This window comes from Aeromicrobium sp. 636 (genome assembly GCF_024433585.1).
GTDB lineage: Bacteria > Actinomycetota > Actinomycetes > Propionibacteriales > Nocardioidaceae > Aeromicrobium > Aeromicrobium senzhongii.
Genome location: NZ_WNJU01000002.1, coordinates 466,364 through 492,635, shown reverse-complemented (window position 1 = coordinate 492,635; position 26,272 = coordinate 466,364). Strand labels below are relative to the sequence as shown.

Here is a 26,272-nt window from a genome sequence, read left to right as displayed (position 1 = left end):
TTGCTCGTCGATCGTTCACGCGTCGTGCTCCCGTTGGTCGCGGACAGTGCGCTCAACGTACGGATGATGAGACGGGTGTCTCATCATGCAGACGTGCAGAATCGGTGCCGCGCCGTTGACACAGCCGTTCAAAGACCCCCCGCTCCTGAACAGATGTGCAGTCGGAGGGGTCGCATAGTTGAACACCTGCCCCTGACCCCGGCGCCGCACGGCGAACTAGCGTCGCTGCAATGACGAACGACGTGGGCAACACCGGACTGGACCTGTCCGGGCGGATCGCGGTCGTCACGGGGGCCGCCGGCGGGATCGGATGGACCACGTGCCTGACCCTGGCGCAGGCGGGAGCCGCCGTGGTGGCGCTGGCCCGCCGGGTGGCCGAGGCTCCCGGACCCGGTCACGTCATGCCCGTCGGCGACGGCGAGATCTGGACGGCGGAGGCGGACGTCACCGACACCGCCTCGGTGGCACGGGCCGTCGACGCCGCGATGCTGCGCTACGGCCGGATCGACGGCCTGTTCGCGAACGCCGGCGTCCTCTACCCGGGTGAGACCGTGACGGGCGACGACCAGCACTGGCACGAGACCATCGCCGTCAACCTGACGGGTGTCTGGAACACCGTGCGCGCCGTCGCCCCCGCCATCCGTGCCGGGGGCGAGGGCGGCTCCATCGTGATCAACAGCTCGGTCAACGGCGAGCGCGCGGCTGCCGGGTGGTCGGCCTACAGCGCCAGCAAGTTCGGCGTCGTCGGACTCGCCGGTTCGCTGGCGCAGGAACTCGGGCCCGAGCGAATTCGCGTCAACTGCGTCCTGCCGACCTCGGTGGACACCCCGATGATCAACAACCCCGCACACACCGCCCGCATGGGCGGCGAGGCGCAACAGGCCCTCTACCGTTCGGCGCACGCGCTGCCGACCGGGTGGATCGAGGCCCAGGACGTGGCCGACGCGGTCCTGTGGCTGATGTCCGACCGCTCGCGCTACGTGACCGGCGCGTCGCTACCGATCGATGCGGGGTATCTGGTGAAGGCCCCGGGCTCCCACGACCTCGGAGACGACTCGCTCGGAGCTGACGTGGGTCTGCTGACCTGAGTCGCGCAGGCGCATGACGGCCAGCCCGACCTGCAGCGTCATGCGGTCGGCGCCGTCCTTGAGGGACAGGCCCGAGATCGTCTCGGCGCGCTGCAGCCGGTAGTACACGGTGCCGCGGCTGATCGACAGCAGCCGACAGGTGTCGGGCACGCTGCAGCCGGTGGCGAAGTACGCATCGAGTGTCTCGGCCAGGAACGGCGACTCCTCCTGCAGCATCGCGACCCCCGGCGGGATCGCGTCGTCGAGGAGCTCATCGGGGATCGAGACGACCGCGCGCAGGGCCCCCAGGTCGCTCCAGGACTGGATCCGCGGCAGGGTGTCGAAGGCCGTGAGCGCCCGCACGGCCAGCCGCGCCTGGCGGAAGCTGGTCGAGGCCTCGTAGAGGTTCGCGACAGGGTCGCCGATCCCGATGACCACCGAGCCCGGCGCATCGAGCTCGGTCTCGGTGACCTGCTTCGCGTGCTCGGCCACCCGCTCGGTGGCGCCCCGGCGCGTGACCGTCTCGGGCGGCAGCAGCATCACCGCGCGGCGCTGGTCCACGAACCGCCACACCTCGCCCGGCACCGCTCGCGGCAGCGGACCGTCCAGGACGCTGATCGGCAGGTTGGCCGTGTCGACGTCGCCGGTCAGGCTCATGACCAGCACGGCGACCGGTCCTTGGGGGTATCCCGCGACGTCGTAGAGCCAGCCCGCGGTGTCCAGGTGACCACGACGGTTGCTCAGCAGCAGGTCGCGCACGCTGCTCGCGCGATCGCGCAACCGGGACGTACGCCGGTGGATCGTCTCCGCGATCCGCTCGGCGTAGTCCGTCAGGTCCTCGATGTCCGCCTGCGGGACGGACGTGCCGTTCTCGTCGATGATCCAGATGTAGCCGTACGTCCGCCCGCTCCACCGCGCCGGGACGACCCAGCGTGCCGAGACGCCGTTCTCGACGTCCTCGGGCGTGTGCAACGGCCCGGTCATCGAGGGCCGGACGCCCAGGGCCGCGTAGTACTCCTGCGACTTGCGCGGAGCGGCCCGGCTCAACAGCGACTCGCGCCGCATCCAGTCGACGTTGAGGGGGTGCGGGCCGGCGGCCAGATGGGCCAGCGTGAGGTCCGAGATCCCGACGGGCGCGGCGAGCCGGATCGTCAGCTCGTCGGCGAGATCCTGCAGGACGGACATGCCCACAGTATGGAGGAGCGCCGCGCAGGGTCCCGAGGAGGCATCGGGCCCCCGAGGAACCCCTGTGACCCCGGCCACTTTCCAAGATGTGTCAGGGGTGGCCCCGGCCTACCGTGAGACATGGTCACCATCGCGAGGAACATCGTCGACACGCTCGAGGCCAACGGCGTGGAGCGGGTCTACGGGATCCCCGGCGACTCACTCAACGGCTTCACGAACGCCCTGCGCAACTCGGGAATCAGGTGGATGCACGTCCGCCACGAGGAGGCCGCGGCCTTCGCCGCCGGTGCCGAGGCGGCGACCACCGGCCGGATCGCGGTGTGCGCGGGCAGCTGCGGACCGGGCAACACGCACCTGATCAACGGCCTCTACGACGCCCATCGCTCGCGCGTGCCCGTGCTGGCGATCGCCGCGCACATCCCGACCTCGGAGATCGGGACCAACTACTTCCAGGAGAACCATCCGACGGAGCTGTTCCGCGAGTGCAGCGTGTTCGTCGAGAACGTCTCCAGCCCTTCGCAGATGCCGCGACTGCTGCGGATCGCCATGCAGACGGCGATCGAGAAGCAGGGCGTGGCCGTCCTGGTGATCCCCGGCGACGTCGCGCTCACCGAGGCCACCGACGAGACCGTCACGATCCTGCGCCCGACCGACCCCGTCGTGACCCCTTCACCCGCGGACCTGCAGCGTGCCGCCGACCTGCTCGACCGGGCCGGTCGGGTGACCATCCTGGCCGGGGCCGGCTGCGCCGGTGCCCATGACGAGGTCGTCGCCCTGGCCGACCACCTGGGTGCGCCCATCGTCCACGCGATGCGCGGCAAGGAGTACCTCGAGTACGACAACCCCTTCGACGTCGGCATGACGGGCCTGCTGGGCTTCGCGTCCGGGTACCGTGCCATCGAGGCGTGCGACGCGCTGCTGATGCTGGGCACCGACTTCCCGTACCCCGACTTCCTCCCGCGGGAGAAGACGATCATCCAGATCGACGTGCGCGGCGAGCAACTCGGCCGGCGGGTGCCGCTGGACCTCGGCCTGGTCGGCAGTGTCCGCGACACGGCACCGGCCCTGCAGGAGCTGCTCGACCACCAGGACGACCGCACCCACGTCGACGACTCCGTCGCGCACTACGAGAAGACCCGCGAGAAGCTCGACGAGCTGGCCGGACCCGTCAAGGAGGGCCGCGACCAGCACCCGCAGTACGTGGCGCGCATGATCGACGAGATCGCGAACGACGACGCGGTGTTCGTGCCGGACGTCGGATCGCCGGTCATGTGGGCCGCCCGCTACGTGCGGATGAACGGCAGGCGACGGCTGATCGGGTCGTTCAGCCACGGCTCGATGGCCAATGCCGTGTCCCAGGCGATCGGCATCCAGGCCGCCCACCCCGGCCGCCAGGTCGTCGCCATGGCCGGCGACGGGGGCCTGACGATGATGCTCGGCGAGCTCATCACGCTGGTGCAGCTGAACCTTCCGGTGAAGATCGTGGTCTTCGACAACAGCTCCCTGAACTTCGTCGAGCTGGAGATGAAGGCGGCCGGCTTCGTCAACTGGGGCACGGGCCTGCAGAACCCCGACCTGGCCCGGGTGGCCGAGGCCATCGGGCTGCGCGCCCTGCGCGTCGACCGCTCCCAGGACCTCGCGCCGGCACTGGCCGAGGCGTTCGCCCACCACGGGCCCGCGCTGGTGAACGTCGTCACCGAGCGCCAGGAGGTCACGATCCCGCCCTCGGTGAACGCCGCGCAGATCAAGGGCTTCTCGCTCTACGCCATGCGCACCGTGATGTCCGGGCGCGGTGACGAGATCCTCGACCTGGCTCGCGCGAACCTGCGTCAGGTGTTCTGATCGGACGATGACCGAGGACCGCGTGACCGCCGCCCTGGACGCGGCGGGAATCGACTACACCGTGACCCGCCACGGGCAGGTCGGCTCCCTCGCCGAGGCGGCCGCCGCGCGGGGCGTCGAGCCCGACCGGATCGTCAAGACGCTCGTCGTGCGGCGCGGGGACGACGATCACCTGTTCGTGCTCGTCCCCGGCGACCGCCAGATCGACTGGCCGAAACTGCGCCGCGTCCTGGGCGTCTCGCGGTTGTCGATGCCCTCACCCGAGGACGCGTTCGCGGCGACGGGCTACGAGCGAGGCACGATCACGCCGTTCGGGTCGACCCACGCCTGGCCCGTGATCGCGGACCAGCACGTGACCGGCACGATCTCGCTCGGCGGCGGGGCCCACGGCGTCTCGGTGACGGTGCGGGCCCAGGACGTGATCGACGTCCTGGGCGCCACCGTCGCCGATGTCACCGACTCCCCCACCGACTAGCGGCGGGACCGGGTCCTACTTCTCCAGCTCGCGCTGCGCCGCGGCCAGCGCCTCGGCCATGTCGTCGATGCGCGCCTGGTACGTGGCCAGGTCGCCGTCCTCGAGCGCGGCCTGGGCCTGGTCGTAGAAGCGCGACGCGTCCGAGAGGTACTGCTCGGCCGTCTTGGCCGGTGCCGGGGCACCGCCGGCCTCGCCACCGCCCTCCGGCGCGGGCTCGGCCTCGGGCGTGGTGCCCTCCTCCAGGCCCAGTGCCACGCGCAGCGCCTCGTCGAGGGTCTGACCGACACCCACGCCGTCACCGAACGTCGCGGTGATCAGCTGGAGCACCGGGTAGGAGCCCTCGCCGACACGCTGGATGTAGATCGGCTGGACGTAGAGCATCGCGCCGCTGACCGGCAGCGTCAGCAGGTTGCCTCGGAGGATCCGCGTGTTCTGCGACTGCTCGTACTGCAGCAGCGCCGCGCGAACGCCCGCGTCGGACTCGAACTGCGCCGCGATCTGGTTGGGACCACCGACGCGCGTGTCACTGGGCAACTCGAGGATCTCGAGCTTGCCGTAGTTCTCGACGTCGGACGCCTCGGAGTTCACGCTCATGAACGCGGCCAGGTTCTGGCGGTTGTTCGGCAGGTACACCGAGGTCAGGCTGAACTTCGGCGACGCGTCGCCGGGCCCGCTCGTCGACAGGTAGTACGGCGGCTGTTTGGTGCTGCCGGCCGCGGACGGGTCCTCGGGGATCTTCCAGCGCTCGCCGTCCTCGTAGAACGTCTGGGCGTTCGTCACGTGGTAGCGGCTGAGCACGTCGCGCTGAACCTTGAACATGTCGACCGGGTAGCGCAGGTGCTGCAGCAGCGCGGGCGTGATCTTGGACTTCGGCTCGACCGCGTCGGGGAAGACCTTGGACCACGTCTTCAGGATCGGGTCCTCGGTGTCCCACTCGTAGAGCGTGACGGTGCCGTCGTACGCGTCGACCACGGCCTTGACCGAGTTGCGCATGTAGTTGACCTGGTCGGTCGGCAGCGCGATCTGGCTGGCGCCCTCGGTCAGCGTGTCACTGGTCGCCGTGGCCAGCGAGCGCGACTCCGAGTACGGGTAGGTGTTGCTGGTCGTGTAGCCGTCGACGATCCACACGACCTTGCCGTCGACGACGGCCGGGTAGGTGTCGCCGTCGAGCGTCAGCCACGGGGCGACCTTGCGGACGCGCTCGCGGGGGTGACGGTCGTAGAGGATCTTGGAGTTCTCGTTGACGCGGTCCGACAGCACGATCTTCGGCTCGGCGAACTTGAACGCGTACAGCACCTGACGGAACAGCGAGCCCATCTCGACGCCGCCCTTGCCGTCGTACGTGTTGGCCGTGGAGTCACCGGCCTCCTCGTCGTCGGAGGCGCCGCCACGCGGCGTGTCGACCTCGATCGGTGCCGCGTCGTCCGGGCGACCCACGATCGAGTACGAGGGCGAGCTCTCGCCGAAGTAGATCCGCGGCGGGCCGTCGAACTTCAGGTCGCCGGTGGGCGGGATGTCCTTGGCGACCCACACCGGCTCGCCCTGCGAGCCGCGCTTGTTGCCGTACGCGGCGATCACGCCGTAGCCGTGCGTGTAGACCGTGTGGTCGTTCGACCAGGTGCGCTGCGTGGCCTGCAGGCCCTCGAGGTCGACCTCGCGCGCCGCGATGATGACGTCCTGCGGCTGCGGGTTGTCGCCCAGGGCGTAGCGGTCGACGTCGAGCGTCTTGGGGACCGTGTAGTAGCCGCGCACCTGCTGCAGCTGCTGGAACGCCGGCGAGATCAGCGTCGGGTCGAGCAGACGGGTGCTGACGCGCGACTCGGCCGAGGCGCTCAGCTCCTTGGGGGTCAGCTCGGTCTTGGCGGAGTAGTCGTTGGTCCCGACGTCCGCGACCCCGAAGGCCTCGCGGGTGCCCTTGATGTTCTCCTCCAGGTACGGGCCCTCGCGGTCCGGCTCGGAGGGGTTGACCTGGAACTGCTGCATGATCGCGGGCCAGGCGGCGCCGATCAGCAGCGAGGTCAGGAACCACAGGCCCAGGCCCAGCGCGGGCAGCGTCCACGAGCCCAGGAAGATCGTCGAGAAGAACATCAGGGCGCACAGGATCGCGACGACCATGAGGATGTTCTTGGCCGGGATCTCGGCGTTGGCCGCGGTGTACGTGATGCCGTCGAACAGGCCCGAGTTGTCGTAGGCCATCGCGTAGCGGTCGAGCCAGTAGTTGGCCGCGCGCACGAGCATCGCCAGGCCGATCAGCACGGCCACCTGGATCTGGGCGGCACGGCTGAACTTCGGGCCCTTGTTCGCCAGGCGGATCCCACCGAACACGTAGTGGACGAACGCCACCGCGATGGCCGTGATGAGCAGCAGCGCGAACAGGTAGGACACGATGAACTGCAGCCACGGCATGTCGAAGACGTAGAAGCCCACGTCCTTGCCGAAGTGCGGGTCCTTGCGACCGAACGACTCGCCGTTGAGCCAGAGCTGGAAGGTCTCCCAGCGGCTGCTGCCGATGATGCCCGAGAACAGGCCCACGAAGAGCGCGACCGCGAGCAGCGCCCAGCGGGCGATCGGCGTGATGGCCATGCGGTACCGGGCGGCCGGGTCGTCACGGCGCAGCCCCAGCGGGTTGGGGCGGTTGCGGTGCGCGAGCCAGACGTTCACGCCGATCACGAGGGCGCCGAACACCGCGAACGCCACGAACAGGGCGGAGCGGGTGAGCAGAACGGTCGTGAAGACGCCCTGGAAGTCCACCGAGCGGTACCAGAGGCGCTCGGTCCACAGACTGACGAACAGCGACCCGGCGACGAGCAGCACCGCCAGGGTGACGATCGTCGGGATCAGGACACGACGTCCACGATCAGAACGCGATTCGGGGTCGCGTCGAGGGGGTGTCGATCCGAAGATGTCGCTCACGGTTCTCCTGGCTCACGGCAGTGTGGGTCTGGCGCCAGCCTACGTGGTGCGGACGAACCCGGGTCGCGCGCGTGATCGCCTCGACGGCTCAGGCGTCCTCGACGAGCGTCTCGGCCAGCATCTCGACCAGTCCCGGGACAACGCCGGGGCCCTCGATGAGCGGGGCGTCGGCCGGATCCCGGGGGCGCACCGCGACGTGGGCCGAGCCGTCGCGCAGGACCGCCGCGACGATCCGCATCTCCTGACGGTCCGGGTGCGCGGCGGCGAACTCGATCGCTGCGGCCGGGTCGTCGGGAACCTGGTCCTGGGCGTCGGCCGGCAGGGTGAGCCGCTCCATGACGACGGCGCACCCGCCCACCTCGGCGGGCCAGCCGATCTCGGGCAACAGCTCCTCGACCTCGCGGCCGGGCGGGAGCTCCTGCTCGATCGGCGTGTACGACTCGGGGTCGCCGAGATCGTCGGCCAGCTCGGGCTGGGCGGCCAGCAGGTCGGCGGTCAGCACCAGGGCGAACAGGCGCGGCGGCTGGTCCCACCCACCGCCGTCCACGTGGGACTCGACCTCGAGGGCGGCCTGACGCACGGGCGAGTCCTCGCCCATGCCCTCGCCGCTGACGGTCAACCGGGGTTCATTCACAGCTCGACACCTTCGCCTTCGGGTTCTTCGCGAGCGCGCTCACCGCGTCGATCGCGTCCTGCAACTTCTCGACCTTGACCAGCGTCATGTCGAAGTCACCACCGGCCGTGGCCTCCTGACAGTTCTGCGCGGGCACCAGGAAGATGTCGGCACCCGCCTTCGCGGCGCCGGCCATCTTCTGGCGGACCCCGCCGATCGCCCCGACTTTGCCGTCCGGATCGATCGTGCCGGTTCCCGCGACGTTCTGCCCGCCGGTGAGTGCCCCGGGGGTCAACTCGTCGTAGATCGCCAGGGCGAACATCGCGCCGGCGCTCGGGCCGCCCACGCGGTCGCCGATGTGGTTCTCGATCTCGATCGGGAACTCGAACCCGGTGCCGACGGAGATGCCGACCCGAGCCTTCTTGGGGTCGTCGGGCATCTCGGTCGTGGTGATGGTCGCGGTGCCGTCCTTGCCGTCACGGCGGTAGCCGATCGTGACCTCGGCGCCGGGCTTGCGAGCGCTGATCGCCTTCCCCACCGCCTCCTGGTCGGCGACCTTGCGGCCGTCGACGGTCAAGATGAGGTCGCCGGCCTGCAGCTTGCCCTCGGCGGGGCCCCCCTCGACGACCTGGGCGACCTTGGGCAACTCGACGACGGTGAGGCCGGCGGCCTTCAGCGCCGCGGCGCGGGAGGCGTCCTGCGAGCTGGCCAGCTCGGCGGCTCCCTCGGCCCGGGACTCCTCGTTCGTCTGACGGTCGGGATAGACGAAGTCGTGGGGGACGACCGCCACGTCCGGGTCGAGCCAGCCCTCGATCGCGCCGCTCAGCGACATCCGGGACTCCGCTCGCGTCACCGACACCGTCGTGAAGTCCAGGCGGCCGTCCGTCGGGTAGGTACGGACGCCCTTGCCGAACGTGAGCATGGGCCTGCCGTCCAGGTCGCCGAGGGTGTTGAACACCGGCCCGGGGCGCATGGTCACGTACGGAACCGGGAGGAACGCCACGAGACAGGTCAGCACCGTCAGGAGCGCGAGACCGACGGAGAGGGTGAGCGTGCGCCGGCTGAGGCGCATCGGGGATGACACACCGTCACCCTAAGGCCGTGTGGAAACCGTCGCCCGGGCCGATGCCGCGGGCGGGAGCCACGGGACATGTCGTCAGGCGCGAGCGCCTAGGCTGAGTCCATGGCCGAGGAACCTCGCGAGGACCCGCAGAACCCCTTCAAGGGCACGCCCCTGGAGGGCCTGTTCGGACAGATGGGCGGGGGTCAGTTCGACCTCGGCCAGATGATGTCCCAGATGCAGCGGATGTTCGAGCCGCACGAGGGCACCGTGAACTACCGACTCGCCGCCGACGTGGCCCGCCACGCCGTCGCGGCCGCCGGGGAGGACCCCAGCCCGCACACCGGTCAGACCGGAGCCGTCGCCGACGCCCAGCGCCTGGCCGAGATGTGGCTCGACCGCGTCACCGACCTGCCCGCGGGCGCGACCTCGGCCGCGGCCTGGAGCCGCGCGGAGTGGGTCGAGCACACGATGGACACGTGGCGGGTCATGGTCGAGCCCGTGGCCCAGCACGTCGTCGCCTCGATGGAGGACGCGATCCCGCCCGAGGCCAAGGCCATGGCCGGTCCCCTGGTCGGGATGCTCAACCAGGCCGGCGGCGCCATGTTCGGACAGCAGGTCGGCTCGGCGATCGGCGCCCTGGCCACCGAGGTGCTCTCCTCGACCGAGGTCGGACTCCCGCTCGGCCCCGAGCACACCGCGGCGCTGCTGCCGCACAACATCACGGCGCTCGCCGAGGGCCTCGAGGCCACGCAGGCCGACGTCCTGCTCTACGTGATGCTGCGCGAGAGCGCCCACCACCGCCTCTACGCCCGCGCGACGTGGCTGCGCGCCGCAGTCCTGGGCGCCATCGAGGACTTCGCCCGTGGCATCCGCATCGACGTGGCCGCGATCGAGGAGCAGATGCGATCGGTCGACCCCAGCAACCCCCAGGCGATGCAGGAGGCGCTCTCGGGCGGTCTCTTCGACCCGCGGCCCACGCCGGAGCAGGAGCGCGCCAAGGAGCGCCTCGAGCTGCTGCTGGCGCTCGTCGAGGGCTGGGTCGACGAGGTCGTCGCCCAGGCCACCGCCGACGTCATGCCCGCGGCCGGCGCGCTGGCCGAGGCGTTCCGGCGCCGCCGCGCCTCCGGCGGTCCGGCCGAGGAGACGTTCGCGACGCTGGTCGGCCTGGAGCTGCGCCCCCGTCGCCTGCGCGATGCCGCCAACCTCTGGTCCGCGCTGCGCGATCGACGCGGCGCCGAGGCGCGCGACACCGTGTGGAGTCACCCGGACCTGTTGCCGACGTCCGCTGACCTCGACGACCCGCTCGGCTTCTGCGACAAGCAGACCGGCGCGTTGAGCGACGCCGACTTCGACGCCGCTCTGCAGCAGCTGCTGTCCTCGGACGAGCCCCGTGACGGCGAGTCGGGCGATGAGCCCGGCACCGACGACGCCCGGTGAGTCTGACCGACGACATCCGTCACGTGCTGGCGGCCTGGACGCCGCCCGACGCCGAGCAGCAGGCACTGCGTGAGCTGTTCTCGTCGTACGCCACCGCGCACGACGAGCCGGGGGCACGCGCCTGCGCGCCCGATCACGTGACCGCCAGCGCCCTGGTGATCTCGGCCGACCACAGCGCCGTGGCGTTGGTCCTGCATCCGAAGTTCGGTCGGTGGCTGCAGACCGGCGGCCACTGCGAGTCGGCCGATCCCTCCCTCGCGGCAGCGGCCCTGCGTGAGGCGACGGAGGAGACGGGGATCGCCGGGCTGACCATCGATCCCGATCCCCTGCTGCTCTCGCGCCACCCGGTGCGGTGCCACGAGGGCGGCCACCACCTCGACGTGCAGTTCGTGGCCGTCGCCCCTGAGGGCGCCGAGCCGCAGTGCTCCGAGGAGTCCGACGACGTGCGCTGGTTCCGCGTGGACCACCTGCCCGAGCCTACGGACGCGTCCGTCAGGAGTCTCGTCGCTGCTGCCAGGTCACGCCTTCGAGGAAGCCCATCGCCTCGTCCATCCGGTGGAAGCGCCTGACGATCGCCTCGAAGTCACGCCCGTGGCCCGAGACGACCAGGTGCGCCAGCTCGTGCACGAGGACCGCGTCGACGACGTGATCGGGCATGTCGTGCAGGCGGTGCGAGAGCCGGATGGTGCGATCGACCGGGGTGCACGAGCCCCAGCGGGTGTTCTGGTTGGTGACCCACCGCACCGACGCGGGCGCCGGCGCCTCGGGGACGTACAGGGCGGCCAGGCGCGCGGCCCGCTCCTCGAGCGCCGTGTCGGAGCGCGCCACCGAGCGACGCTGGTCGCGCGCGTCGAGACGGGCGACCATCTCGGCGACCGCCCGGCGCTCCTCGCGTTCGTTCATCGACGCCGGGATCATGACGATCGTGCGGCCACCCTCGCGTCGGGCCGAGACGGTGCGGGTCCTGCGTGCGCTGCGACGCACCTCGATCTCGGCCATGGCACCACGGTAGATCGCCCGTCGGGCAGCGGCGTGGCCGAGCGCCGGCACGACCGTCACTGCCCGTCGTTCATCCACAGGGCCGTGGCACATCCGTGCAGGTCAACGCGGTGTCAGCAGGCTCCGGAGGCCGCGATTCACCGGGCTGTCCACAGCTGTCCCCACACCTTCCCCGGCGTGGCCCACAACGTTGTCCCCAAGGTTGTCCACAGGCAGTGGACAGACCTGTCCGGAAAGCATTGACCTCGGCCCGGATCAGGCCTACCTTGAGCCGTGTTGAAGCCCTGCTCCGACGCGCAAGGGGAAGGCGCGCCGGGTGGGGCTTCAGCCTTGCTCGGAGCCGTTTTGCGCCTAGGCTGAGCGTGACCTGCGCCACAATCGGCGGCGCGGCATCGGCAAGGAGGCCGTTATGGCGGAGACATGGACGGGCGAGTTCTACTGCGTGAAGTGCAAGGACAAGCGCGAGACGAGCGGTGAAGTCCAGGTCAGCGAGAAGGGCACCCGCATGGCCAAGGGCGTCTGCCCCGAGTGCGGGACGAAGCTCAACCGCATTCTCGGCAAGGCCTGAGACTTGGCGATGGGGGCGGTTCGTCCGCCCCCATCGCCCCCCGGCGGGCTGTGGATCACCGGCCCGACCGCATCTGGGCTCGGTCACGATGGACCGATGCCGCCCTCCTCCTTCGACCGCGCCGGCTCGTGCGGACCCCGACTCCTGCCGGGGGCGCTCCTGCTGCGCCGCGACGCCCGCACCCTGCAGGTCGGCACCAGCCCCGGCGTGCTCATCCGCGACCGGCCCGGCATGGCCCGGCTGCTGCGGCTGCTCGACGGGTCGCTCAGCCTCGAACGGCTCCGTGCCGTCGTCGCGCGGAGCGTCCCGGAGTTCACCGACGACCTGGGCGCGACGCTCGACCGGTTGATCGCCTCGGGCGCGGTCATCGCGCCGGAGCCGGCGCTGCTCTCCCCCACGGTCGCCGTGCGCCACGACCGATCGACGTCCGCGTTCGCCGGTCTCCTGCTCGACGGGTTCGGTCCGCCCGGTGCCGACCCGGATCTGGAGATCCTGGTCAGCGGGGGCGAACCCGCGCGGTCGGCGTTCGAGGATCTGGTGACCGCGGGGGTCGTCCACCTCCCGGTGGTGCTCGACGAGCGGCGGGTGCGCATCGGCCCGCTGGTCGCGCCGGGGGACACTCCGTGCCTGGGCTGCCTCGACGCCCATCTGATCGCCGCCGATCCCGCGTGGGCCGCCCTGCTGCCGCAGTTCGAGCGGGTCCGGCTGCTGCCCCAGGCCCTGCCGCTGTGGCTGCTCCATCGCGCGGCTGCCGAGGTGATGCGCCAGGTCGACTGCCTGCGTCACGGGCAGCGACCCCCGGCCGTCGGTCACGTCCTCTCGGTCGGAACGGACCCGTCCGAGGTCGAGGTGCGCGCCGTCCCGTTCGCCGCAGCGTGCGTGTGCCGCCTGCTGGCCGCATGACCGGGCGGATGCGGCGGCCGCCACTATCCTGACGACGTGGCCGACGACGATGTGGACGACCCGCAGGAGAAGCCCCTCACCGGCAGCGCCCTGCGCCGTGGCGCCCGCCTCGCCGGACTGCCGGCCGGGTTCGCGGCCCGCACGACGTGGGGCATCGGCCGTCGTCTGGTCGGAGCTCCGGCGTCGGCGGTGATGAACGACGTCCAGCGTCGGACGGCCGACCAGATCTTCAGCGTGCTGGGCCAGCTCAAGGGCGGCGCGATGAAGTTCGGCCAGGCCCTGAGCGTCTTCGAGGCCGCACTGCCCGAGGAGGTCATCGGCCCCTACCGTGAGGCGCTCACCAAGCTGCAGGACGCCGCTCCGCCCATGGGGCCGGGGACCGTCGCGCGCGTCATGGAGCGCGAGTTCGGCGCCGACTGGGCCGAGCGCTTCCCCGACTTCGAGCCGACTCCCGCGGCCGCCGCCTCGATCGGCCAGGTCCACCACAGCTGGTTCCTGCCCGAGCCCGACGACGAGCCCGTCGAGGTGGCCGTCAAGATCCAGTACCCCGGCGCCGCCGAGGCGCTCACGTCCGACCTGCGCCAGATCGGCCGGCTGGCCCGGATGCTGGGCACGATGATGCCCAACCTCGACGTGAAGGCCCTCGTGCGCGAGTTGCAGGAGCGGGTCGCCGAAGAGCTCGACTACGGCCTCGAGGCCGACGCCCAGTCCACCTTCGCCGATGCGTTCGAGGACGATCCGATGATCGTCGTGCCACGGCCGCTCGCCCACACCGAGCGGGCGCTGGTGACCGCCTGGCTGCCCGGCGACCGGTCGCTGGCCGACGTGATCGCCAACGGCACCCAGGAGGAACGGGACCTGTACGGCGAGACCTACGTGCGGTTCCTGTTCGAGGGCCCCATCCGGGCCGGGCTGCTGCATGCCGATCCGCACCCGGGGAACTTCCGCGTCCTGCCCGACGGCCGGCTGGGTGTCGTCGACTACGGCGCCGTCGCCCGGTTGCCCGATGGACTGCCCGCGCCCATGGGACCGCTGCTGCGTGCGGCCGCCGACGGCGACTACGCGACGGTGGCGGACGGCCTGCGCCAGGAGGGTTTCCTGCGCGACGGTCAGAAGATCGAGCCGGACGTGTTGGAGGGCTATCTGGGCCCGCTCGTCGAGCCGATCGTGACCGAGACGTTCACGTTCGACCGCGACTGGCTGCGCCGCCAGACCCAGCGCCTGGCCAGCACCGGCCAGGAGGGCATGGGCACCGCGCTCAAGCTCAACGTCCCGCCCGGCTACCTGTTGATCCACCGCGTCTGGGCCGGCGGCATCGGGGTGCTGTGCCAGCTCGGCTCGACGGCGCACTTCCGCGCGATCGTCGCCGACTCCCTGCCGGGCTTCGACCCCGCCTGACCCACTCCCCGCGCCTCCCGAGATTTGCTCCCATTTCCACCTTTGAGGAGCTCTCAAAGGTGAGTTTCAGAGCAAATCTCGGGGCTGGGGCAGGGCTCAGGAGTCGGCGATGATCGCGAGGACGCCGTCGCCGTACTTCTCGAGCTTGGACTGACCGACGCCCGAGACCTGGAGCAGCTGCTCGGCGCTGCTGGGTCGCAGCGCCGCGATCGCCTTGAGCGTGGCGTCGTTGAACACGGTGAACGCCGGCTTGGACTCCTCCTGGGAGATCTCCTTGCGCCACGCGCGCAGGCGCTCGAACAGGGCCTCGTCGTAGACGAGGTCGGGCTCGGGCAGGCGCACCTTGCGCTTGGCGGCGCGGGACACCTGCACCTGCTCGGGCAGGAGCCGGTCGAGGAACCGGCTGGGCTTGCGCCGCGCCTGTCCCCCGGCCTTGCGCGCCGCGGACCACGACACCATGAGGTGCCGTCGGGCGCGCGTGATGCCGACGTAGAACAGTCGGCGCTCCTCCTCGACCGCTGCGGGGTCGTCCATCGTGGCGACGTAGGGCAGCGTGCCCTCCTGCGCGCCGGCGACGAAGACCGCGTCCCACTCCAGGCCCTTGGCCGCGTGGAACGTCGAGAGCGTCACGCCGTCGGTCGAGGGCGCGTGCGCCTGCTCGGCCCGGCGATCGAGGTCGGCCACGAGGGCGGCCAGGTCCGCCTGCGGCTCGGCCTGCGCCAGGTCGATCGCCATGGTGTGGATCGCCTGGAGGGACTCCCAGCGGTCGCGGACCGCGCCGCGTCCCTCGGGCGGCGTGTCGGAGAAGTCCATCGCGGCCAGCACGGCGCGCACGTCGTCGGCCAGCGACCCCGACCCCTCGCCCGCGCGCGCCGAACCACGCAGCAGCGTCACGGCCTGGCGCACCTCGGGACGCTGGAAGAAGCCGGTGCCGCCGCGCATCGAGTACGGGATCTGCAGCCGGCCCAGCGCCTCCTCGTAGACCTCGGACTGGGCGTTGATGCGGTAGAGCACCGCCATCTCGCGGTACGACACGCCTTGGCGGTGCAGGGCCACGATCCGGTCGGCGATGGCGTCGGCCTCGGCCGGCTCGTCGGCGAAGGGTCGGTAGTCCACGGCGGGGCCGGGCGAGTTCTGCGACTGCAGGCGCACGCCCAGGGTGACCGACGGGCCGCGCCCGGCGAAGACCTCGTTGGCCGCCGCGACGATCTGGGGCGTGGACCGGTAGTTGCGCACCAGCTCGATCTGGGGCGCGTCCGGGAAGCGGCGCTTGGCGAAGTCGCCCAGGATCGTGGCCGAGGCGCCGGCGAACGTGTAGATCGTCTGGCGCGGGTCGCCGACGACGCAGACCTCGTCGCGACCGCCCAGCCACAGGTCGAGCAGTGTGGACTGCAGCGGGTTGACGTCCTGGAACTCATCGACGACGAACCACTTGTACTGGCGGCGCACCTCGGCGGCGATCGCCGGCTCGTCGGCCAGGATCGCGGCGGTGATCAGCAGGATGTCCTCCATGTCGATCCGGCCGCGGTCGCGCTTGACCTGCTCGTAGGAACGCAGGATCGCGCCCACCTCGCCCGGGTCGATGTCGCCGACCGTGCGCTGGCGGCGGACCGCCACGGCGCCGTAGTCGTCGGGCCGCACGTTCGAGACCTTGGCCCACTCGACCTCGGCCGCGAGGTCGCGCAGCGTGGCCTGGTCGGTGCGGACTCCCACTTGGCGCGCGGCCTCGGCCACGAACGCGAACTTCGACTCCAGGATCTGGGGGAACTCGGTGCCGTAGACCCGCGGCCAGAAGTACCGCGCCTGGCGCAGCGCCGCGGAGTGGAACGTGCGGGCCTGGACGCCGTGCGCCCCCAGGGTGCGCAGCCGCTCGCGCATCTCGCCGGCGGCCTTGACCGTGAACGTCACCGCCAGCACCTCGGTGGGCTTGTAGACGCCCGTGGCCGTCCCGTAGGCGATCCGGTGCGTGATGGCCCGGGTCTTGCCCGTTCCGGCACCGGCGATGACGCACACGGGCCCGCGCAGGGTCGTGGCGACCTCGCGTTGTTCGGGGTCGAGTCCGCTCAGCAGGTCATCGGCGTCGAGGCGGTCAGGCAGGCCCATGGTCTCCGTTCGTGGAATGCGAGTGGCAGGCTGGAGGTTGAGGGTGGGAGCGGCACGATCGGCGATTCGCACGATCGAGGGCCCCACGACAGCGTAGTGCGAGGGAGCGACAGTCCATGACCGAGTCAGCCAGCGGGACCTTCACGATGTACAGCACCCCGTGGTGCGGGTACTGCCACCGCCTGAAGTCCCAGCTCAAGCGCGAGGGCATCGAGTTCGACGAGGTCGACATCGAGCAGCAGCCCGAGGCCGCCCAGATCGTGGAGCAGGCCAACGGCGGCAACCAGACCGTGCCCACCCTGGTCTTCGCCGACGGCACGGCCCTGACGAACCCGTCCGTCGCCCAGGTCAAGGCGCAGCTCGGACTCTGAGCGCCTCAGGCGCCCACGAACAGGCAGAACGGGTGGCCCTCCGGGTCGGCCATCACGAACAGCGGCTCCTCGGCGTCGTCTGACTGGTCCATCAGCAGCGACGCGCCGAGGGCCTCGGCGCGGGCCCGCTGGCGCCGCAGCTCGGTCAGGTCCGGCACGGTGCAGTCCAGGTGCAGCTGCATCGGCACGTCCGGGTCGGGCCAGGTGGTCTGGTCGAGACGATCGACCTGTTGGAACGCGAGCGCTCCCGAGCCGTCCGGATGGCGCAAGACCAGCCAGTCGGGGTCGTCCTGGTCAGCGCCGGGCTCGTCCCCGGGCCGGTACTGCAGCCCAAGGAGCTCGCGGTAGAACTCGGCAGTGCGTCGCACGTCCGTGGCGTCGATGACCGTCTGGCGCAGCTGCGGGAACGCACTCATGACGGCATGCTCCTCGCAACGGTGGGCCGTGGCAACCGTCCCCGGCCTACCAGGCGCCGGGCAGGTCGCCGCCGTACCACTGCTCGATCAGCCAGCGCGAGATCGAGACCTTCGGCGGCGGCAGCACGAGCTGCTCGGCCTCGATCGCCTCGAGCAGCTCGGCGCGGGTGAACCAGCGCGCCTCGGCGATCTCGGTGGGGTCGAGCACCAGGTCGGTCGTGGTGGCCCGGGCGTTGAAGCCCAGCATCAGGCTCTGCGGGAACGGCCACGGCTGGCTGGCGAGGTAGGTGGCCTCGTCGACGACCAGTCCGACCTCCTCGGCCACCTCACGTCGCACGGCGTCCTCGAGGGTCTCACCCGGCTCGACGAATCCGGCCAGGGTCGAGAAGCGGCCCTCGGGCCACCGGGGGTTGCGCGCCAGGAGCACGCGATCGTCGAGGTCGGTGACGAGCATGATGACGGCGGGGTCGGTGCGCGGGTAGTGCTCGGTGCCGCACGACGGGCAGACCCGCAGGTGGCCCGCCTGGTCGGTGTAGAGGTACTCGCCGCAGCGCGAGCAGTACGTGTGCGCCTGCAGCCACCGGGCCAGGCCCACGGCGTGGATCGCCAACGAGAGCTCGTCGGGGTCGAGCAGCGGTGCGAGCGTGCGGATGCTGACCGGGGCCAGCTCGGCCGGGACCCGCGGGACCGCCACGGCGGCGTGGCGCCGGCCGTTCTGGTCGCCGAGCAGGATCCACTCGCCGTCGGGTGCCTCGTCGATCGTGACCCAGCGCAGCGCAGGGCCGTCGACGGTCGCGACGTGCTCGCCGCCGAGGACCAGGACGCGCAGGTCCGGTGTCCTCCACAGCTCATCGCGTCTCCGCAGGTTTCCCGCCCGGTCGTGCCGGGCCCGGTCGAACGCGAAATCCACGCTTCACCGTAACCCGAGACGGGTCTCGAGGGCCTCTCGGTCGGGCAGGTCGGCGAACGTGTGCGACTCCCCCAGCCGGACGTAGTGGAAGGTGCCGACCACACGTTCGGGCTCGATGCCCTGCAATTCCGCCCACGCGAGGCGGTAGAGCGCGAGCTGCAGCTCGTCGGCGTCGGCGACCCGATTGGTCTTCCAGTCGACGACCTCGAAGCCCTCACTGCCGTCCTCGAGGCGGACCGCGAACACCGCGTCGATCCGGCCGATGATCTGCTGACCGCCGAGGCGAAGCGTGAAGGGAGTCTCGACCGCGACCGGCTCACGCCCGGCGAACGGCCCGGACTCGAACGCCTCCTTCAAGGCGTCGAGGTCGGACTCGTCGGCCACCTCGGCGTCGCCGCGACCGGGCAGCTCGTCGGGGTCCAGCAGCGTCTGTTGGCCGTACCGGGCCTCGATCCAGGCATGGAACCGCGTGCCGAAGCGGGCGGCCGCCGAGGGTCGCCGCGGCATCGGCCGCGCCAGCGAGGCCACGAACGCCTCCTCGTCCTGCGCCAGCGCCAACACGTCGGTGGCCGAGAGCGAGGCGGGCAGGTCGACCACGACCCGGTGCTCGGCCCGGGCCCGGGCCTCCTCGAGCAGCAGGTCGAGGTCGGTGCGCAGCTCGGTCAGGCGCGGGTCGGCCTCGACCGGCAGCGCCTCCTCGCCGGAGAGGTGCTGACGGACGGCGTCGGCGAGTGCGCGGCGCCGGTCGAAGGAGGTCAGAGCGACGGGCCACGGCACGGTCTGGTCGACCAGGTGCGGGTTCTGGTCGTCGTCGGCAGGGGGCTCGGCCCACGTGATCGGCGCGACGCCACCGTGGGCCAGCCAGTCACGGACATCGACGAGGAAGGCCGACTCGGCGCGGGGGCGCAGCTGGGTGCGGCCCCAGCGGTGCCCGCTGACGTGCAGGCGGCGCTTGGCCCGAGTGAACGCCACGTAGGCCAGCCGGATCTCCTCCATCAGCGCATCGCGCCGGGTGTCCTCCTCGAAGGCCTTCTTGGCCGGGCTGGTGAACTCGGCGATCTGCGGCACGAAGTCGACGTCGCCGCGCAACGGGGCCGGCAGCGCCTTCGCGACGGTGGGCCATCGCGAGCGCCCGCGACCCGACGGGAAGACGGTGCCGGAGACGAACGGCACGAAGACCTCCTCGAACTCCAGGCCCTTCGCACGGTGGATCGTCAGCAGCTTGATCGAGTCGGCGTCGGACGGAGCGCTGAGCTCCATCCCCTCGTTGTACTCGCGCTCGGCGTCGAGGTGGGCCAGCAGGCCCGGCAGCGAGGCGTAGCGGTCGTGCTGGGCGTAGTCGCCGATGGCGTCCATCAGCAGCGCGAGGTTGTCGGTGGGCACCCCCGCGACCGGCAGCTCGACGTCGAGATCGAGCTCGGTCACGACCCGGCGGGCGAGGTCGAGCAGCGGCTCATGGGCGTGACGGCGCAGCCGCCGCAGCATCGAGGCGAGGTCGGCGAACCGGCGCCGTGCCGCCTCGGAGTACGGCCGGTCGCCCGGGTCCTCGACGGCCTCGGCGAGCGAGACGATCTCGGTGGGGTCGACGCCGGTGGTGGCCTCGTCGAGGGCGGCCTGCAGCACGGCGTCGGGGTCGCTGGAGTCGACCTGGTCGCCGTCGCGCCACATCCGGCCCAGTTCGGCGGCCCGCTGGCCCAGCAGGGCGAGGTCGCGCTCGCCGATGCGCCAACGCACCCCGGTCAGCAGGCGCAGCAGCGCCGGGTTGGCGGTGACGTCGTCCAGGATCGCCAGGACCGACAGCACGTCGACGACCTCGGGCTGCTGGAGCAGACCGGTGAGACCCACGATCTCGACCGGCAGTCCGCGCGACCGCAGCGCGCGCACGATCTCGGGGTTCTCGTTGGTCGTGCGGACCAGGACGGCGATCTCGCGCCGCGGCACCCCCCGCTCGACCGCGTCGACGACCAGCTCGACGAGCGCCTCGATCTCCTCGGCGACGCCGGTGTGCAGGGCGACCGACACCTCGCCCTGCGGGTTCTCGGGGGCGGCCCGCAGCGGCGTGACGATGTCGGAGATGCCCGGAGAGCCGTAGTACTCGCGCGCCACGTAGCCGGCCAGATCGATGATCTCGGGCGCGCAGCGGCGCGTGACGTCGAGGCTGAACAGTCGCCCCTTCTCGCCGTCGGCGCCGGGGAAGTCGTCGAGGAAGGCGGTGAGGTTGCCCGAGGCGGCACCGCGCCAGCCGTAGATCCCCTGGGCGGGATCACCCACGGCGCTGATCGGCCGCCCCGCGAACAACGACTGCAGTAGGTCGCGCTGGGCGACCGAGGTGTCCTGGTACTCGTCGAGGAGCACGACGTCGTACCGCTCGCGCAGCACCTGCTGGACCTCGGGCAGCGTGGCCAGCTGGGCGCCCCAGGCCATCTGGTCGGAGAAGTCCATGACGCCCGCGTCGGCCTTGGCGGCGCGGTACTCGTCGACCAGGTCGGCCAGCTCGTCGCGCTTGAGGCATGCGGCGACGATCTCGTCGTGCCACTTGAGCGGCTTCTCGACCGCCTGCGCCCGCTCGACCGTGGCCTGGTCGAACCGGCGCAGCTCCTCGGTGGTGACGAGGTGCTCGGACAACTGTCCGTCGAGGTCGAGCAGGTCGCCGATCACCGTGGGCAACCACGCCGACACGTGCCGCAGCGGCCCGTCGTGACCGCGGGCGACCCGGGCGGCGATCTGGAATCGCGTGGCGTCGGCCAGCACCCGCAGATCGGGCTCGATGCCCATCCGCAGGCCGTGCTCGGCGATCAGCGTGCCGGCGAACGCGTGGTACGTCGACACGGTCGGCTCGCCGAACTCGGAGAAGTCGCCCACCTTGTCCAACGAGTCGCGGACGCGGCCGGCCAACTCGGCAGCCGCCTTGGAGGTGAACGTCAGGCCCAGCAGACGGTCGGGCGCGTACCCGAGGTGGCCGACGAGCCAGACCACCCGAGCCGCCATGACCGCAGTCTTGCCCGCCCCGGCGCCGGCGATGATCGCCTGTGGCAGGGCGGGGTCGGCCGTGATCGCACCCAGCTGCTCGGCGCTGAACGGGATGCCCAGGATGGTCTTGAGGTGGTCGGTGTCGCGCACGAGCGGCGTCACTGCGGGCCTCCGATGGTGGGTCCGGTGATGACGGGACACAACGGCTGGAAGTCGCAGAAGCCGCAGTGGTCGTTCGGGCGGGCGACCAGCTGCTCGTCACGCACCGCACGGGCCGACTCGGTCAGCAGGTCCAGGGCGAAGAAGGGCTGGTCGCCGGACTCGCCCGGCGCGGCCTGGGGCTGCACCTTGGGTGAGTCAGGGTCCTTCGCACCGGCGGGCGTACGCAGCTGGACGAGCTCGGCCCCGCCGGACCGGGCGTCCGCCACCCCCAGCGACTCGACGGCGCCGTGCTCGACGGCCACCTGGTAGATGCCCAACTGCGCGTGCTCGGCGATCTTGCGGGGCGCCGGGGCGTTGCGGCTGGTCTTGAAGTCGATCACGTGGACACGACCCTCGGCGTCGATCTCGACGCGGTCCATCGACCCGCGCAGGAGGACCTCCTCGCCGCCGACGACGACCGTGGCGGTGAACGCGTGCTCGGCCGCGAGCACCGTGCGCGGATTGGCACGGTGCCAGCGAGCGAAGCGCACCAACGTCTCGTGGGCGGCCTGCCGCTCGCGCTCGCCCAGCCAGGCCGCCTGGTGGTCGAGGCGGTGCCAGACCTCGTCGAGGCGGGCGGCCATCGCCACCTCGTCCGGCTCGACGCCGCGCTGGACGACGTCGGCAGCCAGGGCGTGCACGATCGAGCCGAAACCCTGCGCGGAGGTGGAGGCCGACTCGCCGTGGGCCTCGCGGCCCAGGAACCAGCGCAGGGAGCAGGCGGTGATCCCCTCGACCGCGGAGCCCGACAGGGCCAGCGGCTGGTCCTCGGGTCGCCACGGCGTGTCCGACCGCGTGGTCTCGGCCAGGCCCCACCACCGGTCGGGGTCGGCCGGACGGGTGAGTGCCAGGTCGGCGCGGACGATCTCGGCCAGCATCGACGCGGTCTCGTCGCGCACGACGGGATCGTCGGTCTGCTCGCCGATGCGGCGCAGCTCGGCCACGACACCGCGCAGCGACACCGGGCGGACCGGGCGGCCGAGCGGCAGGGCCTCGGGTTCGCCGAAGCCCGCGGCCAGCAGTTCGGCCACGAACCGCGAGGGCTGGTCGCCGTCGTCGGTGGGCGTCTGCACGGCCGTGATCATGAGGCGCCCGGTGGCGCGCGTGCAGGCGACGTAGAACAGCCGACGCTCCTCGCGCAGCTGCTCGCCGCGCGCGCCCGGACCGACCGGCCCGTCGAGGTGCTCGGAGCGCAACAGGCTGCCGCGACTGCGCAGGTCGGGCCACCGCTGGGCCTGGACCCCCGCCACGACCACGAGCGGCCACTCCAGGCCCTTGGAGCGGTGGGCGGTCATGAGGCGCACGGCATCGGGCCGGGCGGCACTGGACTCGAGCTGGTCGGCCGGGATCTGCTGGGCCCGCAGCTCGGCGACGAAGTTGACGGTGTCGCGGCGCCGGCCGCCCTCCTCGGCCCGGGCCGCGTGACGGAACAGGGCGCAGACGGCGTCGAGATCACGGTCGGCGTGCGCCCGGCCCTCGACCGTGCCCCACTGCTCGCGCAGCCGGGTGGGCCACCGCGTGCCGTCCCACAGCAGCCACAGCGCCTGCTCCGGCGGCTCGCCGCGACGCAGGATCGCGGCGGCACGGCCGAGCAGGGCCGCCAGGCTGCGCGCCGCCTCGACCGCGTCGGCGGTGGAGCGGTCGCTGGTGGACAGCCCGAGCGCGGCCGGGTCGTGCAGCGATGCCGCGACGAGGTCGCTGGACGGGGTCTCGGGGTCGCGGCGGCGCAGCGCCCGACCGAGCCGGCGCATCGCCGGCCCGTCGAGGCCGGCCAGCGGACCGGTCAGCAGGGCCTCGGCCATCTCGGGGTCGAGCGTCTCCTCGCGGGCGATGCGATCGGCCGCCTCGAGCGCGAGCAACAGGGTGCGGACGGCCGGCTCGGCCACCAGCGGCACCTCGTCGCCCGCCACCTCGACCGGGACGCCGGCCGGCGCCAGGACACGCTGGAGCCGGGTCAGGTCGGCCCCCGTGCGCACCAGGACCGCCATGTCGGACCACGCGAGCCCGTCGTCGAGGTGGGCCCGGCGCAGGGTCGCGGCGATGTGCTCGGCCTCGGCGGTGGCCGACGCGTAGGTGGCCACCTCGACCCGGCCCGGCTCGGGAGCGACCGACTGCAGGTTGCGGTGTCGCTCGGCCGCACGGGCGTCGAGACCCGGCGGGATCGGCGGGTGGCCCAGGGCCACGCGAGCCGCCTCGAGGATGCGAGGACCGAATCGCCGGGTGGTGGTCAGGGCCACCGTGGGCGCCGGCCTCCCGGCGGTGGCGAACTGCCCGGGGAAGCGGGTGATCGCACCGGGATCGGCGCCGCGGAAGCCGTAGATCGCCTGGTCGTGGTCGCCGACGACCACGAGGTCGCGGCCGTCGCCGGCGAGGTCGTGCAGCAGCCGGACCTGCAGCGGATCGGTGTCCTGATACTCGTCGACCACGACCAACCGGAACCGGTCGCGCAGCACCCGCTGGTGGTCGCGGTCGCTCGCGATGGCGGCTGCCCGGGTGACCAGATCGGTGTAGTCGGTGCGGTTCTGCAGGTCGATGACCTGGTGGTACTCCTCGATCGCATCGGCGACCCGCTCCCACTCGGGGCGCTCGCGCGTGGCCGCGAGAGCGCGCAGGTCGTCGGGATCGAGGCCGCGCGTGACCGCCGCCGACATGAAGGACTGCAGCTCGGCCGCCAGCCCGCGGGTGCCCAGCGCCTCGCGCAACGACTGCGGCCACGTGGACGCGTCGTGCCCGCCGAGCAGGTCGGCCACCACCGCGTCGCGGGCCGGTGCGGTCATCAACTCGGGCGGGGCGGCGAACGCCTCGGGGTCGCTGAACTCGCGGACCAGGGCGTAGCAGAACGCGTGGAAGGTCATCGCGGCGACGGTGCCCGAGGTGCCGGGCAGCCGGCGGCCGATCCGGTCGCGCAGCTCTCCGGCGGCCTTGCGGCTGAAGGTCAGCACGAGGATCTGGTCGGGGGTCAGCTCGCCGGACTCGATCCGGTCGACGACGACCTCGACGAGGGTCGTGGTCTTGCCCGTGCCGGGGCCGGCCAGCACGAGCAGAGGACCCCCGCGGTGGTCGACGACCGACTGCTGCGCCTCGTCGAGCCGGGGCGCGTCGGCGCGCACGCCTTCAGGGCGCTTCAGGACGAAATCGACGGGCACGTGCCCATGGAACCAGACAGCACCGACACCTTCGGGCGGACGTGTCAGAAGTCCGGCGCGAGGGCCTCGACGACCACGACGCGGCCGTTGCGCACCGGCGTCCCCTCGTCGCGCCAGTGCTCCTGGGCGTCGACGACGAGGTGCGGCGGCAACGTGCCGTCGGCACGGACGACCCGCCACCACGGGACGCCGTGCCCCTCCAGGGACATGACGCGCCCCACCTGGCGGGCGCCCCCACGGCCGAGCCGCTCGGCGATCAGGCCGAAGGTCGCGACGGACCCCGAGGGGATCTGCTCGACGACCTCCAGCACCGCCTCGGTGAACGACTCGTCCATGAGGTCATCCTCGCGCAGGAGGACCGCTCAGTAGCTGGGCTGGCTGGGGTCGATCTGGTTGACCCACGCCACGACGCCGCCACCGACGTGCACCGCGTCGGAGTAGCCGGCGCCCTTGAGCACCGCCAGCGCCTCGGCCGACCGCACGCCCGACTTGCAGTGCAGGACGACCTGCTTGTCCTGCGGCAGCCGGTCGAACGCCTTGCCGGCCAGGACCTCGCCCTTGGGGATCAGGACCGAGCCGGGGATCTGGTTGATCTCGTACTCGTTCGGCTCGCGCACGTCGACCAACACGAAGTCGCGCTGGCCCTCCTCGCGCTCCTTGAGCCAGGTCTCGAGCGTCGACACCGAGATCGTGGCGTCGGCGGCCGCGTCCGCAGCCTCGTCGCTGATCGCGCCGCAGAACGCCTCGTAGTCGCCCATCAGCTCGGTGGGCAGCACGCCGTTGGGGTCACGACGGACCTTGAGCGTCGTGTACCGCATCTCGAGCGCGTCGTAGACCATGAGACGGCCGATGAGCGGGTCGCCGATGCCGGTGATCAGCTTGATCGCCTCGGTGACCATGATCGAGCCGATCGACGCGCACAGGACGCCCAGCACACCGCCCTCGGCGCACGACGGGACCATGCCCGGCGGCGGCGGCTCGGGGTAGAGGTCGCGGTACTGCGGGCCCTCCTGCGCCCAGAAGACCGACACCTGGCCCTCGAAGCGGTAGATCGAGCCCCACACGTACGGCTTGTTCAAGATGACGGCCGCGTCGTTGACGAGGTAGCGCGTCGCGAAGTTGTCGGTGCCGTCGAGGATCAGGTCGTACTGGCTGAAGATCTCCAGCACGTTGTCGTTGTCGAGGCGCACGTTGTGCGTGATGACGTTGACGTACGGGTTGGTCTCGGCGACCGACTCCGCGGCGCTGATGACCTTCGGCTTGTCGATGTCGGACTGGCCGTGGATGACCTGGCGCTGCAGGTTCGACTCGTCGACGACGTCGTCGTCGATGATGCCCAGCGTGCCGACACCGGCCGCGGCCAGGTAGAGCAGCGCAGGGCTGCCCAGGCCACCGGCACCGATGACCAGGACCTTCGCGTTCTTCAGACGCTTCTGACCCGTCATGCCCACGTCGGGGATGATCAGGTGGCGGCTGTAGCGACGGACCTCGTCGACAGTCAGTTCATCGGCGGGCTCGACCAGGGGCGCGACCACGGGCTTCTCCTTCGGTTGCTTGCTCACCGGTGCACAACCGGGGGCAGGCCTCCATTGTTCCTCGACCATCCCAGCATGTGGCACTCCGTCCGCAGGGTGGACAGCCCGACCCGCACCCGCCGACGGCCTCCGGAGCACGGCGTTGGGAGCGACCCGT

Annotated in this window: 21 protein-coding genes; 9 read left to right on the top strand and 12 right to left on the bottom strand. The window is 71.7% G+C overall.

Annotation, left to right across the window (positions count from 1 at the left end; all coding sequences use genetic code 11):
* Nucleotides 1-230 precede the first annotated feature (230 nt).
* Entirely contained in the window at nt 231-1,088 is an 858-nt protein-coding gene (locus GL325_RS09010) for an SDR family oxidoreductase (RefSeq protein ID WP_187769303.1), read from the top strand.
* Here the strand turns inward: GL325_RS09010 and GL325_RS09005 are convergent.
* Nucleotides 996-2,252: a CdaR family transcriptional regulator gene (locus GL325_RS09005; protein ID WP_187769302.1), complete on the bottom strand. Its 1,257-nt coding sequence runs from the start codon at nt 2,250-2,252 to the stop codon at nt 996-998. The genes GL325_RS09010 and GL325_RS09005 overlap by 93 nt on opposite strands.
* Nucleotides 2,253-2,372: 120 nt before the next feature.
* Between GL325_RS09005 and poxB the strand changes: the two genes are divergently transcribed.
* Together poxB and GL325_RS08995 are read left to right on the top strand one after the other, a co-directional pair.
* A complete protein-coding gene (gene poxB, locus GL325_RS09000) occupies nt 2,373-4,094 on the top strand; it encodes a ubiquinone-dependent pyruvate dehydrogenase (protein WP_187769301.1) in 1,722 nt (573 codons plus the stop codon).
* Between the two features lie 7 nt (nt 4,095-4,101).
* Nucleotides 4,102-4,569, top strand: a complete 468-nt coding sequence (locus GL325_RS08995) for an aminoacyl-tRNA deacylase (RefSeq protein WP_187769300.1) — start codon at nt 4,102-4,104, stop codon at nt 4,567-4,569.
* 15 nt (nt 4,570-4,584) lie between these two features.
* Here GL325_RS08995 and GL325_RS08990 read toward each other — a convergent pair whose 3' ends face one another.
* The 3 genes from GL325_RS08990 to GL325_RS08980 form a co-directional block, all read right to left on the bottom strand.
* A complete protein-coding gene (locus GL325_RS08990) occupies nt 4,585-7,482 on the bottom strand; it encodes a UPF0182 family protein (RefSeq protein WP_187769299.1) in 2,898 nt (965 codons plus the stop codon).
* 88 nt (nt 7,483-7,570) lie between these two features.
* Complete coding sequence (locus GL325_RS08985) at nt 7,571-8,116, bottom strand: PPA1309 family protein (protein ID WP_222865775.1); 546 nt, start codon at nt 8,114-8,116, stop codon at nt 7,571-7,573.
* Nucleotides 8,109-9,179 carry a PDZ domain-containing protein gene (locus GL325_RS08980; protein WP_187769298.1) on the bottom strand — a complete coding sequence of 357 codons (1,071 nt, stop codon included), beginning with the start codon at nt 9,177-9,179 and terminating at the stop codon, nt 8,109-8,111. Before GL325_RS08980 ends, GL325_RS08985 begins: the two co-directional genes overlap by 8 nt.
* Before the next feature lie 99 nt (nt 9,180-9,278).
* Between GL325_RS08980 and GL325_RS08975 the strand changes: the two genes are divergently transcribed.
* Nucleotides 9,279-10,595: a zinc-dependent metalloprotease gene (locus GL325_RS08975; protein WP_187769297.1), complete on the top strand. Its 1,317-nt coding sequence runs from the start codon at nt 9,279-9,281 to the stop codon at nt 10,593-10,595.
* Nucleotides 10,592-11,164, top strand: a complete 573-nt coding sequence (locus GL325_RS08970) for an NUDIX hydrolase (RefSeq protein ID WP_187769296.1) — start codon at nt 10,592-10,594, stop codon at nt 11,162-11,164. The genes GL325_RS08975 and GL325_RS08970 overlap by 4 nt, the downstream gene beginning before the upstream one ends.
* On the opposite strand, the gene GL325_RS08965 is transcribed toward GL325_RS08970, so the two are convergent.
* Entirely contained in the window at nt 11,088-11,594 is a 507-nt protein-coding gene (locus GL325_RS08965; RefSeq protein ID WP_223111082.1) for a M48 family metallopeptidase, read from the bottom strand. The two genes, GL325_RS08970 and GL325_RS08965, sit on opposite strands and share 77 nt — an antisense overlap.
* 409 nt (nt 11,595-12,003) lie before the next feature.
* Here GL325_RS08965 and GL325_RS08960 point away from each other — a divergent pair, with 409 nt between their 5' ends.
* The 3 genes from GL325_RS08960 (at nt 12,004) to GL325_RS08950 (ending at nt 14,463) form a co-directional block, all read left to right on the top strand.
* On the top strand, nt 12,004-12,162 hold the full coding sequence (locus GL325_RS08960) for a DUF5679 domain-containing protein (RefSeq protein ID WP_146827129.1): 159 nt from the start codon (nt 12,004-12,006) through the stop codon (nt 12,160-12,162).
* Between the two features lie 96 nt (nt 12,163-12,258).
* Nucleotides 12,259-13,065 (top strand): hypothetical protein, encoded by an 807-nt coding sequence (locus tag GL325_RS08955; RefSeq protein WP_187769294.1) that lies wholly within the window; start codon nt 12,259-12,261, stop codon nt 13,063-13,065.
* Between the two features lie 36 nt (nt 13,066-13,101).
* A complete protein-coding gene (locus GL325_RS08950) occupies nt 13,102-14,463 on the top strand; it encodes an AarF/ABC1/UbiB kinase family protein (RefSeq protein WP_187769293.1) in 1,362 nt (453 codons plus the stop codon).
* 96 nt (nt 14,464-14,559) lie between these two features.
* Here the strand turns inward: GL325_RS08950 and GL325_RS08945 are convergent, their stop codons facing one another.
* Nucleotides 14,560-16,566: an ATP-dependent helicase gene (locus GL325_RS08945; protein WP_187769292.1), complete on the bottom strand. Its 2,007-nt coding sequence runs from the start codon at nt 16,564-16,566 to the stop codon at nt 14,560-14,562.
* 116 nt (nt 16,567-16,682) lie between these two features.
* Here GL325_RS08945 and GL325_RS08940 point away from each other — a divergent pair, with 116 nt between their 5' ends.
* The gene (locus GL325_RS08940; protein WP_187769291.1) at nt 16,683-16,937 is read left to right on the top strand and encodes a mycoredoxin; all 255 of its coding nucleotides are present in this window, start codon (nt 16,683-16,685) and stop codon (nt 16,935-16,937) included.
* A gap of 5 nt (nt 16,938-16,942) precedes the next feature.
* Here GL325_RS08940 and GL325_RS08935 read toward each other — a convergent pair whose 3' ends face one another.
* The 6 genes from GL325_RS08935 to moeZ are packed head-to-tail and all read right to left on the bottom strand — an operon-like array spanning nt 16,943 to nt 26,142.
* Nucleotides 16,943-17,353 (bottom strand): VOC family protein, encoded by a 411-nt coding sequence (locus tag GL325_RS08935; protein ID WP_187769290.1) that lies wholly within the window; start codon nt 17,351-17,353, stop codon nt 16,943-16,945.
* 46 nt (nt 17,354-17,399) lie between these two features.
* Nucleotides 17,400-18,263, bottom strand: coding sequence for an NAD(+) diphosphatase (nudC, locus tag GL325_RS08930; protein ID WP_187411479.1), 864 nt, complete (start codon nt 18,261-18,263; stop codon nt 17,400-17,402).
* A gap of 3 nt (nt 18,264-18,266) precedes the next feature.
* Entirely contained in the window at nt 18,267-21,395 is a 3,129-nt protein-coding gene (locus GL325_RS08925; RefSeq protein WP_187769289.1) for an ATP-dependent DNA helicase, read from the bottom strand.
* A complete protein-coding gene (locus GL325_RS08920) occupies nt 21,392-24,580 on the bottom strand; it encodes an ATP-dependent DNA helicase (RefSeq protein ID WP_187769288.1) in 3,189 nt (1,062 codons plus the stop codon). The genes GL325_RS08925 and GL325_RS08920 overlap by 4 nt, the downstream gene beginning before the upstream one ends.
* Before the next feature lie 44 nt (nt 24,581-24,624).
* Complete coding sequence (locus GL325_RS08915) at nt 24,625-24,915, bottom strand: MGMT family protein (RefSeq protein ID WP_154596766.1); 291 nt, start codon at nt 24,913-24,915, stop codon at nt 24,625-24,627.
* A 27-nt stretch (nt 24,916-24,942) separates the two neighbouring features.
* On the bottom strand, nt 24,943-26,142 hold the full coding sequence (gene moeZ, locus GL325_RS08910) for an adenylyltransferase/sulfurtransferase MoeZ (RefSeq protein ID WP_255467041.1): 1,200 nt from the start codon (nt 26,140-26,142) through the stop codon (nt 24,943-24,945).
* Nucleotides 26,143-26,272 lie beyond the last annotated feature (130 nt).

Excerpts from the sequence above, each read along its gene's own strand:
- GL325_RS09010 (WP_187769303.1), top strand. The coding sequence starts at position 231 with ATGACGAACGACGTGGGCAACACCGGACTGGACCTGTCCGGGCGGATC.
- GL325_RS09005 (WP_187769302.1), bottom strand. The coding sequence starts at position 2,252 with ATGTCCGTCCTGCAGGATCTCGCCGACGAGCTGACGATCCGGCTCGCC.
- poxB (WP_187769301.1), top strand. The coding sequence starts at position 2,373 with ATGGTCACCATCGCGAGGAACATCGTCGACACGCTCGAGGCCAACGGC.
- GL325_RS08995 (WP_187769300.1), top strand. The coding sequence starts at position 4,102 with ATGACCGAGGACCGCGTGACCGCCGCCCTGGACGCGGCGGGAATCGAC.
- GL325_RS08975 (WP_187769297.1), top strand. The coding sequence starts at position 9,279 with ATGGCCGAGGAACCTCGCGAGGACCCGCAGAACCCCTTCAAGGGCACG.
- GL325_RS08965 (WP_223111082.1), bottom strand. The coding sequence starts at position 11,594 with ATGGCCGAGATCGAGGTGCGTCGCAGCGCACGCAGGACCCGCACCGTC.
- GL325_RS08960 (WP_146827129.1), top strand. The coding sequence starts at position 12,004 with ATGGCGGAGACATGGACGGGCGAGTTCTACTGCGTGAAGTGCAAGGAC.
- GL325_RS08955 (WP_187769294.1), top strand. The coding sequence starts at position 12,259 with ATGCCGCCCTCCTCCTTCGACCGCGCCGGCTCGTGCGGACCCCGACTC.
- GL325_RS08945 (WP_187769292.1), bottom strand. The coding sequence starts at position 16,566 with ATGGGCCTGCCTGACCGCCTCGACGCCGATGACCTGCTGAGCGGACTC.
- GL325_RS08940 (WP_187769291.1), top strand. The coding sequence starts at position 16,683 with ATGACCGAGTCAGCCAGCGGGACCTTCACGATGTACAGCACCCCGTGG.
- GL325_RS08935 (WP_187769290.1), bottom strand. The coding sequence starts at position 17,353 with ATGAGTGCGTTCCCGCAGCTGCGCCAGACGGTCATCGACGCCACGGAC.
- GL325_RS08915 (WP_154596766.1), bottom strand. The coding sequence starts at position 24,915 with ATGGACGAGTCGTTCACCGAGGCGGTGCTGGAGGTCGTCGAGCAGATC.